General features: G+C 42.2%; 10 protein-coding genes. 9 read left to right on the top strand and 1 reads right to left on the bottom strand.

What is annotated here, in order from left to right:
* The first annotated feature begins 377 nt into the window (after positions 1-377).
* The 4 genes from dmeF (at position 378) to K5R16_RS12260 (ending at position 5009) form a co-directional block, all read left to right on the top strand.
* Entirely contained in the window at positions 378-1334 is a 957-nt protein-coding gene (gene dmeF, locus K5R16_RS12275) for a CDF family Co(II)/Ni(II) efflux transporter DmeF (protein WP_259649864.1), read from the top strand.
* Positions 1335-1363: 29 nt separating this feature from the next.
* Positions 1364-1783 carry a MarR family winged helix-turn-helix transcriptional regulator gene (locus K5R16_RS12270; RefSeq protein WP_220737853.1) on the top strand — a complete coding sequence of 140 codons (420 nt, stop codon included), beginning with the start codon at positions 1364-1366 and terminating at the stop codon, positions 1781-1783.
* A 451-nt stretch (positions 1784-2234) separates the two neighbouring features.
* A complete protein-coding gene (locus K5R16_RS12265; RefSeq protein WP_220737852.1) occupies positions 2235-3860 on the top strand; it encodes a phosphoethanolamine transferase in 1626 nt (541 codons plus the stop codon).
* A 105-nt stretch (positions 3861-3965) separates the two neighbouring features.
* On the top strand, positions 3966-5009 hold the full coding sequence (locus tag K5R16_RS12260; protein ID WP_220737851.1) for a GGDEF domain-containing protein: 1044 nt from the start codon (positions 3966-3968) through the stop codon (positions 5007-5009).
* A 105-nt stretch (positions 5010-5114) separates the two neighbouring features.
* On the opposite strand, the gene K5R16_RS12255 is transcribed toward K5R16_RS12260, so the two are convergent.
* On the bottom strand, positions 5115-7808 hold the full coding sequence (locus K5R16_RS12255; protein WP_220737850.1) for an acetate--CoA ligase family protein: 2694 nt from the start codon (positions 7806-7808) through the stop codon (positions 5115-5117).
* Positions 7809-8089: 281 nt separating this feature from the next.
* On the opposite strand from K5R16_RS12255, the gene K5R16_RS12250 reads away from it, so the two are divergent.
* From K5R16_RS12250 to K5R16_RS12230, 5 genes are read left to right on the top strand one after another with little or no spacing between them, the layout of a single operon-like run.
* Positions 8090-9088, top strand: a complete 999-nt coding sequence (locus K5R16_RS12250) for a MoxR family ATPase (protein ID WP_220737879.1) — start codon at positions 8090-8092, stop codon at positions 9086-9088.
* Between the two features lie 3 nt (positions 9089-9091).
* Positions 9092-10087: a DUF58 domain-containing protein gene (locus K5R16_RS12245; RefSeq protein ID WP_220737849.1), complete on the top strand. Its 996-nt coding sequence runs from the start codon at positions 9092-9094 to the stop codon at positions 10085-10087.
* A gap of 3 nt (positions 10088-10090) precedes the next feature.
* Complete coding sequence (locus K5R16_RS12240; RefSeq protein WP_220737848.1) at positions 10091-10741, top strand: DUF4381 family protein; 651 nt, start codon at positions 10091-10093, stop codon at positions 10739-10741.
* Positions 10734-11816, top strand: coding sequence for a VWA domain-containing protein (locus K5R16_RS12235; protein WP_259649862.1), 1083 nt, complete (start codon positions 10734-10736; stop codon positions 11814-11816). Before K5R16_RS12240 ends, K5R16_RS12235 begins: the two co-directional genes overlap by 8 nt.
* Positions 11816-13552, top strand: coding sequence for a VWA domain-containing protein (locus K5R16_RS12230; RefSeq protein ID WP_220737846.1), 1737 nt, complete (start codon positions 11816-11818; stop codon positions 13550-13552). Before K5R16_RS12235 ends, K5R16_RS12230 begins: the two co-directional genes overlap by 1 nt.
* The last annotated feature ends 3 nt before the right edge of the window (positions 13553-13555 follow it).

Genomic DNA, 13555 nt, shown 5'->3' with positions numbered 1-13555 from the left:
CTATGTGTTTTTTCCATTCGGCGTTTAATGTTTATTGCCTCAGTAAAACTGACTTTCTTCAGCAGTAGGTTACAAACGTAGCAATTCTTTTTGACGTTAGGTCACATCTTTTCGAATTTTTGTTGCCGTTACACTCATATTGCTGAAATAATAGTTTGATTATCAAATTATCTATTTTTAAAGATAGTTGGTGATCAAGCTAATCCTGCAGCATACTAGTAAAAGGTTCATTATGCATAACAGCATAATAATGATGCCAACATAAACGTGCTGCAGATAAAAGTTGAATAGAGATCTAGTCGCCATAGATAGGGTGAAATTTGACTATAGAACATTAAATGATAAGACAACAAACGTTGCATAAAGGATCGGGGATTATGGGAAACGCTGAACAATTACGCCAACAATGGACGCACAAGCACAACTTTGCTGCGCACAATAGTAGTGGAGAGCGCAATACTGCCATTGTATTGCTATTAACAGTTGTCACTATGTTTGCAGAGATTATTGCTGGAACTATATACGGCTCTATGGCGCTGCTAGCAGACGGTTGGCACATGGGGACTCATGCCGCTGCTTTTCTAATCACCTTATTTGCATATCGCTATGCGCGCAAGCATGCAAACTCGCCTACATTCTCCTATGGTACCGGTAAAGTGAGTGTGCTCGGCGGTTTTACCAGCGCTGTGGCGCTTGGACTTGTTGCGTTAGTCATGCTGGTGGAATCTGCTATCAGGCTGGTTAACCCTCAAGATATTCATTTTGACCAAGCTATAATGGTTGCTGTGATAGGCTTGATTGTTAATGTTGTCAGTGTATTTCTGTTAAAAGATCATCATAGTCACGACCATGGTCATGGACACAGTCATGGGCACAGTCACGAACATAATCATTCACATGGTCATGAAGATCATAACCTTAAAGCAGCGTATTTTCATGTGTTAGCAGATGCATTGACATCACTGCTGGCAATTGGCGCGTTACTTTTAGGAAAATATGTGGGTCTTAATTGGTTAGATCCTGTCATGGGGATTGTAGGTGCAGTGATTATTTCTCGTTGGGCTTGGGGGCTTATGCACCAAACCGCCCCCATTTTGCTCGACGCCAGCATGAAACAAAAGCCGCTAACAGAAATAAAACAACTGATTGAAAAAAACGGTGATAGCTTGGTTGACCTGCACGTTTGGAAAGTCAGTGCTGATCATTATGCTGCAAGCTTAATCGTTATTAGTGAAAGTGGTGCAAACTGTGATGATATCAAACAGAAATTATCGGAAATTAAGGCTTTAAGTCATGTAACCGTTGAAGTGCATAAGGTCTGTCAGGCACAATAACGTTTCAATTGCTCAGGAAATTAAATTAGATGAAAAACCAAGACGATCACTTAAATCACGCCATCATTGAGTTTTATGAAAAGTTGTCGTCTTGGGAAATGGCTGTTGTTAAAGACAATGGCTTTAGCTTACCCCAAGTACATACCGTTGAGATTTTAGGCTTGAATGGTCCAATGAGAATGAAAGAGTTGGCAGAGAAAATAGGTGTCACTACAGGCACACTAACCGTTCAAATTGATAAGATGGTTAAAGCGGGTCTTGTGCAGCGCCGTGCTCATGAAACTGACCGTCGCTCGATATTAGTTGAATTAACCGATGCTGGCCAAGTGATGTTTGAAGAGCATGATGAACTCCATATGCAGCTCACCGCAGATCTTACTGTCAATTTTAGCGACGAAGAGCGCAGTCAGATGTTAGATTTCTTTAAGCGCATCAATAAAGAGTTTTAACCGCTTAGCACAGCACATATAGTGAAGGTCAAAAGCTACTGTTTAACTAAATTAGTCCCCATAGCACTATTATATTTTTGCATCATTTTCCTCCAATTTATGTCAAATGCGACCAAAGACAAAGTCATAGGTTATTAAATAAAGCACTTGCTTTAACAATATCTCCCTCAAGAAACGCTATGAACTTTTTGGTTGATTTGGTGCCTATAACTATGTTCATTTGAGATATTTGCTGGGTTTTCTAGTTAGTCAGCAAATTAGCGGTATTACGTAAAGAAATGTGTAAAATAATTCAACATATATTGAGCAGCTGTTAATATGTTTACTTAGTTGTTGTTTTACCGAGTGACTGTTGTGCTGCAAGGTGATATAGATTTCATCCGCATAGTACACGGCTAATATCGTCAAAATTCGTCGTTATTCTAGTTCAATAATAAGAGAGTGCCTCATTGTGTTATCTCGTTTAAAAAGCCTTAGCAGTAATCAGTTTACAGTCATACTTGCGCTTTATTATGTCTGTATTTTTAATATCCCGTTTTTTCAAATCGTTAAACAGGGAGTAGAGAAACAAGCGGACGTAAACCTTATATTTATCGCTACTATCCCACTTTTCCTCATTTTTGCACTCAGTTTTATATTTAGCATTTTCTCATTCAAATACCTTGCAAAGCCGTTTTTTATTGTCCTAACGCTAATGTCTTCAAGTGTGTTTTTTGCTGCTTTGCAATACGGAGTAGTATTCGATTACGGCATGATTGAAAACACCTTTGAAACAAACTCTGCAGAAGCAGTGACTTATTTAAATTGGGCTTCAATGCTTAACTTTGTTGTGACTGGCGTTGTTCCTGCGTTGCTGATCTATAAGGTTAATATTGAATTTAAACCATTGGTTAAAGAGCTGTTGTATAAGCTTGCTCTTATGGCAGCCATGCTTATTGGTATTGGCATTATCGCGATTTTTTACTACCAAAATTATGTTTCGTTTGGTCGTAATAACGACATCATAAAACGTCATATCATTCCTACATATTTTATAGGTTCTACTGCAAAATACATAAATATCAACTACCTGCAAGAACCTATCGAGTACAAGCAGCTCGGCTTAGATGCAAAAAACACCACAGATAAACAAAATGACAAGCCCAACTTAGTGGTACTGGTTGTGGGTGAAACCGCGCGTGAGATGAATTATGAATACTATGGCTATGGCAAACCGACCAATACGCATACAAAAGGGCAAGGTTTATTAACGTTTAAAGATACGCACTCTTGCGGGACTGCTACGGCTGTGTCACTGCCTTGCATGTTCTCAAGAATGGATAGAAAGCACTACGAGTCTAGGCAAGCAAAGGCACAGGACAGTGCTATAGATGTGCTAAATCATGCCGGTATAGCACTAGACTGGCTTGATAATGACAGTGGCTGTAAAGGCGTATGTCGTAATATTGATAATATACTCATTGGACACGATAGTGACCCTGATTTGTGTAATGGACAATATTGTTATGATCAGGTTCTACTCAATACACTTGATGATAGGCTTAGTCATTTAAGCAGTAAAGATAGCCTTATTGTGCTGCATATTATTGGTTCACATGGTCCAACTTATTACTTACGATATCCAGATGAACATCGCTTTTTTACACCAGATTGCCAGCGCAGTGATATTCAGAACTGCACTGATGAAGAGTTGGTGAATACCTATGACAATACGATTTTATATACCGATTACATTGTGTCGCAGGTAGTTAAAAAGCTTGAGGCAAAAAACGAAGAGTTCGATACCGCAATGCTCTATATCAGCGATCATGGCGAATCATTAGGTGAAAGTGGTATGTATTTGCATGGTGCGCCTTATGCTTTTGCACCAGAGGAGCAAACCAAAGTACCTTTCTTGGGCTGGTTCTCAGCAGGTTTTGCGAAACAAAATAAACTTGATCTGAGTTGTCTGGCCAAGGAAGCAGAGCAGGGAGGTTATTCTCACGATAACCTGTTTGATAGTTTATTAGGCTTAATGAATGTCAGTACAGAGGTTTATCAGCAGGACAAAGACATTTTTTCTAGCTGTAGACAGTAGTAATCAGTCAAAAGTAGTAAATAAATAGAAAAAGAGGATGGCAACATCCTCTTTTTTGTTTATTGTATTGATAAGTATGATATTTAGTCCTAGGGAAGATAATTTATGGATATGGCTCAACATTTGTCTGAGACCGAGCTGTCAGCGCGAATTCTAAGGCATGCAGTTCCCAAGATGTCAGAATTGAACATTCCTGTTACACCCAATAACTATTCCGTTTGGTATGAGTACTACTTAGGCATTAATTTAGATTTAAAACGGGCGATAGACGGGTTACTGGCAAACGAAGTCAGTTTTACTGCGACGGTATGTGAAGGTCTGTTTACCACCTATATACAGCAACATTCACCAGAAGTGATGGAGAATGTGCAGATAGAAACGCAATTATTGATCAATCAGTTGCTTGCTAAAATTGCCGGAATGAGTCAAGGAAATGTAAAGTTTTCATCGTCGTTAAAGGCGTTCGATAAGGCACTTAAAACTAATCCTAGCCCTGAAGTATTACAGCAACTAGTCGATGATATTACCACCGAGTTAGATGGTATTATTGATGCTAATATAGCGATGGATAAAAGCCTTAATACTATTAATCAAGAGGTTTCAGCACTTAAAACTGAGATGTCTGATCTGCGCTCTGTAGTCATGACCGATCAGCTGACTTCACTTAACAATCGCCGTGCTTTTGACGAAGAAGTGATAAGTCATATCGACACCTTCAACCAGAAAGAGTTTGAAAGTAGTTTACTGGTAGTTGATATTGATCATTTCAAAAAATTCAATGATGTACATGGACATTTAATCGGCGACAAGGTGCTAACATACGTAGCTCAAGCGCTGAAGCAGAGTGTTAAAGGTGATGATTTTGTCGCTCGATACGGCGGTGAGGAATTTGTCATCTTGTTACCAAATACAGGTATTGATGAAGCTAAAATTGTCGCGAATAACCTACGGCAAAAGATAGCAAAACGAAATCTAACCATAGGCAAAGAGAAGAAACTGCCTCTGGGCAACATTACGGTTTCAGTTGGCTGTGCGTCATTGAAATATGAAGATAGCAAAGATAGCTACTTTATTCGTGCTGATGAGGCGCTGTATCGTGCTAAATCTGCTGGGCGTAATTGTGTGATGGTAGAATCAGAATCCAACTAAAGCTCGGGCTACGCATTAAGAAAGTGGGTGCTAATTTGCCCACTTAACTAATACGTTCAACCTAAATTTTGAGCTAAAACTTAAGCGCTAGGCCCCAAGCTTGAATTATGCCTTAAGGTCCATATGCATTTTAATCAAGCGCTCTTCCATATCAAAAGTGACTGTGAAGCCTAAATGTTTAGCTAAACTGGCCATATTACGGTTCTCAAACATGGTAAACCCAGTCAGAACCAGGGTGTCATTGGCTTTATAATATCTTATTAGTTTTTCAAGCAGTAACTTGCCTAATCCTTGTCCTTGGAAATTGCTGCGTACAGCCATGGCAAACTCGGCTTCGGTATTATCGGGGTCAATTGAGGCTCTGATTGCGCCAAGTGTTATGTCTTCGCCGTCATCACCTTTAGCTGTTGCAATAAATGCCATCTCTCTGGCGTAATCTATCTGAGTTAGAACCGCCATCTCTTCGTGGGTCATTTTTGAACGTACGCCAAAATAGCGCTTGTATCTATCCTCATCAGAGAGTGAATTATCAAAGGCCAAATGTTTCGGCTCATCTTCAGGAAGGATGGGTCTAAGCATCACTTCATTACCATTTTTCAGCGTTGCCAACTGCTCGAGCTCTTTAGGGTAGGGCGATATAGCAAGCCTAGCGGCATTATCAACCGGTTCTTTATGCAGTTGAATATTGACATCAAGCAAGGTGATTGACTCACCAGCACATAGAACTGGATTCAGATCCAGTGATGCAATTTCAGGACAGTCGATGATCAAATGCGATATTTGTGTGAGTAAAACGCACAGTGCATTCATATTAAGACCAAGGGGTAGGTGACGATCTTTTAACTTTTTGGTCTTTAGTGCTTGGATCACCATATAGCGCGCTAAGGTCATATTTAGCGGTGGTAGGGCAACTGAGGCATCTTGGGTTGGATCCCACTCGGAACCTCCTTCTCCAAGGAGGATCGCGGGACCAAAAACGGGATCATTAGCTACAGCGACCCTTATCTCTTGAGCACCTGCTGTCAGTGCCATTTTCTGAACAATCAATCCTTCAATTTTTGCATCAGGATTGAGAGATATTACCCGGTCAATGATGGCTTTTGCTGCATGCTCAACTTCACTATCTGAGGTGAGGTTGAGCATTACACCATGCACATCTGATTTGTGGTGTATATCAGGAGACTGAACTTTTAGCGCAATGGGATAACCTGCTTTTTTAGCTAAGTTAACTGCTTGCTCAGCAGTACTGGCAAACCAAGTATCGATAGTATTAAGCCCGTAAGCGCCTAAGATACTGCTAGACTCGTGTGTTTCTAATATGGTCTTTCCATGGCTTAACGCCATTTGTAGTTTTTCTCGTGCTAAAGCAGTGTTAGCGGGAATATTATCGGGGATCGACAGTGGCACCTCTTGCAGTAACTTCTGGTTACGTCGATATTCTACCATGTGCATAAATGCGCCTACTGCTCCTTCGGGGGTGCGGTAGGTTGGAATGCCAGATTTAGAAAAGTGTCTGCGAGCCTCATAAGCGGAATCTTCGCCGCTCCAATTGGTTAATATATTGACTCTGTTTCTATTGCGATGCTTAGCAATGGTGTCCGCAATCGCTTTGGCCACTTGTACGCTTTCCCCTAATGCTGATGGTGAATGCAATACTAAGATGGCATCCAAATTATCGCTATCCATCATTATTTCAAGTGACTTTGCATAGCGGCTTGCATCTGAATCGCCACCAATATCGACCGGGTTTTGTCCTGACCAACTTTTTGGCAACAGAGCATTAAGCTTTTGGTAGACGTCTGACGCTAGAGGCGGTAGTTTGCCACCGCTAAGGATAAGCTCATCCAGAGCCAATACAGCAGGGCCTCCGCCATTACTGATGATCCCTAGGCGTTCACCTTGCAAAGGTGTTGAGTGAGCTAAGGTTTCTACTGCCGCAAATAGCTCAATTAAGTCATTTACTCGTAACATGCCCGCGCGCCTAAAAGCTGCTTCATAAACGGCATCGTTACCGGCCACGCCGCCAGTATGCAGTTTCGCTGCACTTGTGCCTTCAGCGCTGCGACCAGACTTAATCACTAAAATGGGTTTATTTCTAGATGCGGCTCGCGCAGCTGATAGAAACAAGCGTTTTTCATTGACTGAGTCAATATAGAGCAAAATGGCATCGGTTTTAGAGTCTCGGCCTAAATAGTCTAGTAGCTCATCAAAATCGACATCGTTAGCATCACCGAGGGATATAAAGGAGGAAAAGCCAATGCCTTTATTATTAGCCCAATCAAGTACTGTGGTACAAATAGCAGCTGACTGTGACACGAAAGCGATTTTGCCAGGAAGCGCACTGGTGTGGGCTAAACTGGCATTTAATCCAATATTCGGCAATATCATCCCAAGACTATTGGGCCCTAAGATCCGCATGCCATAACGATCCGCATATTGCTGCATTTGTTGCAGCAAGCTGACACCATCCTCTGTTAATTCATCGGCCATGCCTGATGCCATGACAATTGCAACTTTACAACCAAACTGTGCAAGTGTTTCGATAATCGCGGGCACTCTATTGGCTGCGGTGCAGATAATGGCAAGATCAGGCTTAAGAGGTAATGCTTCAATATTGGGATAGGCCAGTACTCCCATTACCGCTTCATACTTAGGTGTTACCGGCATAATCGGCCCTGAAAAACCACCTGACAACAGGTTTTTTATCAGTACATTACCGGCGCGTTTAGGCTGGTTTGAAGCACCTATTATCGCAACGGATTTAGGCTTGAAAAGTGTATGAAGAGTACGTTGGCTCATGAACTTATCCACTAAGTCAGTATGTTATGAGTGTACATGAGCAATTTGATTTTTCCATAAGAGTTTAGTCTTGTATCAGGTTAATCGTCAGCTAGTATGCGTTCAATCAATTCATGGGACGCCTTTTGATCATTGGTTTATCTATTTCCACGTTTTATTTTGGTTTCTCTCGCGTTTGTTTGAAGTGAAGACAAAGCTCTTAAAACACGAGTTTCAAGTATTTTTCCCAGTGTTGAGGATACATGTAACCCATTAAAATCATGGCATAGTCCTTGTTTGCTATGGAAGTCCGGGTGAATTCATCTCAAAAAGCGGTAAGCAGTTTATACACTGCTGTGTGTAAAAGTGTTGTGGGTCAGGATCATGTCGTTAAGTCTTTAATAATAGCTCTACTGACTCGAGGTCATGTGTTGTTAGAAGGATTACCTGGAACTGCAAAAACGCGCTCCATAAAAGCGCTAGCTGAGTCAATGCAAGCTAGTTTCGGCCGTGTACAGTTTACCCCAGATCTTTTACCGTCTGATGTCACTGGCTCTGAAGTCTATCGAGAGATAGCCGGCAAACCACAGCTAGACTTTCAACCCGGCCCAATTTTTAACAACTTAGTGCTAGCTGATGAGATAAACAGGGCACCAGCCAAGGTACAAGCGGCTCTCCTTGAAGCGATGGCTGAAGGAACAGTAACAGCTGCTGGCTACACTCGAAAATTACCTGATCTATTTATGGTTTTAGCAACGCAGAACCCTGTTGACCAAGAGGGGACTTACCCGTTACCTGAAGCGCAAATGGACCGCTTTACTTTAAAGATTAATGTTGTTTATCCAGATAGGGCTGCTGAACTAGCCATTATTAAGTTAGTTAGGCAAGAAGAAAGCTGCACTGTGAATGTAAACCAAACTGACACTGCATTGGTTATTTCGCCCGCGGACATTATTACTGGACAGCAAGAGCTTGCTGATATCTATGTCTCGCCAGTCATGGAAAACTACATCGTTGATCTCATCATGGCAACTCGCAATGTTGAGATATATGGCAACGCACAATTTCCTGATTGGATCGAAGTCGGTGCGAGTCCAAGAGCAAGTATTGCGCTCGATCGCTGCGCGAGGGCGCATGCTTGGCTTGATGGACGTGATTTTGTTTGCCCTGATGATGTGCGAGCTGTACTGCACAGTGTATTGGGACACCGTCTCATGTTGAGCTACAGCGCCGCTGCGTCGGGGATTAAACCTAAACAGGTAGTCGATGACCTACTTAAATACGTTCCGTTTGGACAGTAAGAAGTGAATGTTCAAACTAAGCGGATGCACAAAGCTATTACGAAAAGTGATTTAAAGCCGCAATCGTTAGATCCTCGTATCTATTGTGAATTGCAAACCCTGGTAGCGTTAAAGCCTGCAGCTTCAAGACTATCTTTTCAACTTGGGCAATTCCGAACCAGTGCCCAAGCAGGTCGCCACTACTCTAAAGTACGTGGTCGCGGGCTTAACTTTGAAGAGCTTAGGCATTATCAAGATGGCGATGACGTAAAGAATATGGATTGGCGCACCACAATGCGAACGGGTAAACCTCATGTTCGTGCCTATAGCGAAGAAAAAGAGCGCCAAGCATTGATCGTTGTCGATCAACGCGCTTCGATGTTTTTTGGATCGCAGCATGCGATGAAATCTGTTGTTGCGGCTCAGTTATCTGCGTTGTCTGCATGGACTATTTTACAAAGTGGTGACAGAGTTGGCGGTTTGGTGTTCGATGATCATCAAAGTCACTTTACCAAACCACGTCGTAGTAACACCAATGTATTGTCTTTATTCCAATCACTTATTAATGCTAATCATAGGCTTAACGCTGAAAGTTTTGCAACAGAGAGCCACATTTCCTTAAACAGAACCTTGATACAGCTTGATAAGTTCAACAGTGGTAATTCAACAATCATCATCGTAAGCGACTGGCAAGGCTTTAACGATGAGTCGCTCATTTTATTAAAGCAGTTACAACGCAAAAATGACGTTGTTTTAATTTATCTCCATGACCAGCTTGAACGAGACCTACACCACATCAACAATTTAGTGGCGACTGATGGTCGTGCTCAGCTATCGATGGTTCCCAAACAGATAAATCACCAATCACCTAATTTTTATAAACACTATAGTGACCAATTTAAGCAGAAACTCCATGTGCTTAATCGTGCAAGCCGGACACAGGTTTTACCTGTGATAGAAATTGATACCGATGGCAATGAATTAAATCAATTTAGCTCAGCATTAGGCAGGGGGAACTAATTGGTGTTGAACACTCATTATATTCAATGGGCCGCAGAACAAAGCGAGTTTAGCTTTGGCAATCCAATGTTGCAATTGAATGAGTTTGTCGGTATTGAAATTCCTGCCGCAGTTACATTTATACCGCAAACTTGGGGCTGGTGGCTGATGGTATCTGTAGTGATTTTGCTGTTAGCAGTAAATTCTTACATACGGATTAGGCATTGGTTACAAAATCGCTACCGTAAGCAAGCTGTCAAAAGAGTTATGGCAGCAAAAGACAGACCGCTAGCAGAGTTTTCAGCCATAGTGCTTAAAGAGATAAAACAAGCCATTTCAATTGCCTATGGCGCTTCAACGATGGTAGCCCCGTCAAACATAAGCCTAACGAGCAGTCTCAAGGGCATTGCAGATAATCAAGCAAATAACATTAGTTTAGCTGCGCTTGACGGGCATGCATTACTGCTGTTGTTAGATATAACCGCTGAACACCACACTCGTTTTAATTCACCATTAGGTGACGCATGGCAGTTAAGTTTACTTTCTAAAATAGAGGCTAAAGATGCTATTGCTATTGAGAAAAACCTGACACAACAGTGTTGTATTTGGTTAATGCATCATAGCTCAAAGCTGCCTTGTTGTTTGGTTGGCGAAAAGGAGAATGCTGATGCTTGAATTGAACTCTCCTCTTTGGGTATTAGTGCTACCGTTGCCTTGGTTAATAAACTACTTGTTACCCGCTTTTAGCGTCAGACAGACTGCAATCAAGGTGCCATTTTTTAATACCATTATTGGTCTATTGAAGTCAGCACCTAATTTAGCAAAGCAGTACTTAAAGCCGTCACGCTGGCAGCAATGTGCGCTGTTTATTGTATGGCTACTGTTAGTTATAGCCATGACCCAACCTGTGATTCTTGGCGAACCGCAAACACGGCTGCAAATAGGCCGCGATCTCATGGTCGTGGTAGATCTATCTGGTTCGATGGAAACTAAAGATTTCACCTTGCACGCTAAACAACAAACAGCTGAGGGAGTTGCAATTACCTCTAGCACTGAAATTATAGATGAATGCATTTCAAGGTTGGATGCAGTTAAGCGCGTATTGCATGAATTTGTTGAGCAGCGACAAGGAGACCGACTCGGACTTATTTTATTTGGTGACGCGGCCTATTTACAAGCTCCATTTACAGCAGACCTCGCTTCATGGTTAAGATTGCTCGACGAAAGCCGTGTGGCTATGGCGGGTCAAAGTACTCACATCGGTGATGCACTAGGCTTAGCGATAAAGGTGATGAGTAGCGATGAAATTAAATCATCACAAAAAAATAAAGTCGTGTTATTGCTAACAGATGGCAACGACACAGACAGTTCCGTACCGCCACTTGAGGCGGCTAAAATAGCAGCAAAAAAAGGCATTAGAGTCCATGTTATTGCTATTGGCGATCCTCAAACGATTGGTGAGCAAGCAATGGATATGGAAGTGATTGAGGGGGTCGCTGCACTCACTGGTGGTAAAGCATTTAACGCCATTTCGACACAAGAGCTTAATAAGGTCTATCAAACGATAAATAAACTGGAACCTGCAAAGTTTGCTAGCTTCACCTATCGGCCAAAACAAAGTGTGCATTACTTGCCCGTCGCTGCAGCACTCTGCATTTATCTGGTTACTTACATTATGGTATTTGTTTTACGCCGGTTCAACGTTAACAAACCTCGTGAAAACAGCGCCGTAAACGCGAGGGAAGTGTGATGGATATAGGCACAATGTTATCGCAGTTTCATTTTATAAGGCCTTACTGGTTACTGCTGCTCATACCTTTTGCTTGGTTATTCGTGGTGCACTTAGGTAATAAGGCGGCCGTTAAGCAGCAACAAATGCAGCTTCCAAAACATTTAGAGAAAGCGCTTAAAATTGGGGATGCAAGCTGGCGACAACGCTTGCCGCTCCTATTTTGGGGATTTGGTTTTTGTATCGCGATAGTAATAGCTGCTGGACCGACATGGCAGCGACAAGCTTCTCCTTTTGGAGAGGATAACGCACCCTTAGTCATCTTATTGGATGTATCTGAGTCGATGTTACAAACTGATGTACAGCCTTCCCGACTCAGTCGTGCTAAGCAAAAAATCTCCGTTCTACTCGCCATTAGAGACGGCGGCAACACCGCACTAATTGTCTACTCCGGCAGTGCGCATATAGCCATGCCTTTGACCAAAGACAACGCAGTATTCCTGCCGTTGCTAAAGGCTATTACACCAAAAATCATGCCCAGAAAAGGTAAGTTTGCCGAGTACGGATTAGCTGAGATCGACAAACTGTTCACGCAGGGCGATTTTGCAACTCAATCCGCCACAGTGCTCTGGATAACCGATGGTATAGGTACTGGTAGCGAGAAAGCTTTTACTGATTATTTTACCCAACCGAAAAAACTACCCGAGTTGGCTTCACAACAAGAGAGAAACTTTACCAATGACCAGCCCTTACAGCTAATAGTATTAGGTAGCGGCGATAATCAGCGCGCAGCCGATATTGAGTTCCAGGGAGACGAATTACATGCGTTGGCTAGCCAATTAGGTGGGAGTTATCAACAAGTAACTGTCGATAATAGCGATGTTGAAACTATCAATAGATTGATTGAACGTAACGTTATTATCAATAGCGATAGCGCAGAGCCTTGGCAAGACATGAGTTACCCACTTGTGTTTATCTTGGTAGCTATTTTTCTACTATGGTTTCGTAAAGGCTGGACCATTCAATGGTGCTTTGTTGGCATGTTAATGCTTACCGTGCCTCAACAGAGTGTAGCCGCTGGTTATTCTGTTGATACCACTGAAGTTGCGGAACTGGATACTCCAATGGCTGAACAGCAAAAACTGCAGCGAATCAAGCGAGCAGTTAGCCAATTTTGGTTTGACGCTTGGTTAACGCCAGATCAGCAAGGGCAGCGGTATTTTAACAAGGGTGAATACAGCAAAGCGGCGCAGAAATTCACTAAACCTTATAGAAAAGCCAGCGCTTTTTATTTTGCAGAAGAGTTTAAGTCTGCTTATATCTATTTTATGCGAGTCGACAGCGCTGAGGCGTTATTTGGTGCTGCTAACGCATTGGCGCAACAACGAGAGTACATTGCCGCTAGACAGTTATATCAACAAGTTGTGGAGCAGTATCCCTCTTTTAAGCCTGCGCAAACTAATTTAAACAAAATCCAGAAGATCATTGATGATATAAATCGTCAAAGTGACAGCCAAGCCAACACTGAAGATGAAACTTCTACTGAGTTAGGTGATGAACCACAGACAGGCGAGGGGGCAGATGAGAAAGTCTCGGCGCAATTGCTAATTAAACCAACCTATACCGCTGAACAATTACTTGCAGATGATGCGCTAACTCAAGCATGGATGAAGCGGGTAGAAGGTTCCCCCAGTAGGTTTTTGGCAACAAAATTCAGAACGCAGCTTAATCAACGTCAGCAATCGACATCAAACTAATGA

It is taken from the genome of Shewanella sp. c952 (genome assembly GCF_019654975.1).
In the GTDB taxonomy this organism is placed as follows: Bacteria; Pseudomonadota; Gammaproteobacteria; order Enterobacterales; family Shewanellaceae; genus Shewanella.
Note: the sequence above shows the minus strand (reverse complement) of the source record. Positions and strands in the feature narration are given on the sequence as shown.

Bases quoted from the DNA above. Each gene is read 5' to 3' on its own strand.
- K5R16_RS12260 (WP_220737851.1), top strand. From the start codon at position 3,966: ATGGATATGGCTCAACATTTGTCTGAGACCGAGCTGTCAGCGCGAATT.
- dmeF (WP_259649864.1), top strand. From the start codon at position 378: ATGGGAAACGCTGAACAATTACGCCAACAATGGACGCACAAGCACAAC.
- K5R16_RS12270 (WP_220737853.1), top strand. From the start codon at position 1,364: ATGAAAAACCAAGACGATCACTTAAATCACGCCATCATTGAGTTTTAT.
- K5R16_RS12255 (WP_220737850.1), bottom strand. From the start codon at position 7,808: ATGAGCCAACGTACTCTTCATACACTTTTCAAGCCTAAATCCGTTGCG.
- K5R16_RS12235 (WP_259649862.1), top strand. From the start codon at position 10,734: ATGCTTGAATTGAACTCTCCTCTTTGGGTATTAGTGCTACCGTTGCCT.
- K5R16_RS12230 (WP_220737846.1), top strand. From the start codon at position 11,816: ATGGATATAGGCACAATGTTATCGCAGTTTCATTTTATAAGGCCTTAC.
- K5R16_RS12250 (WP_220737879.1), top strand. From the start codon at position 8,090: ATGGAAGTCCGGGTGAATTCATCTCAAAAAGCGGTAAGCAGTTTATAC.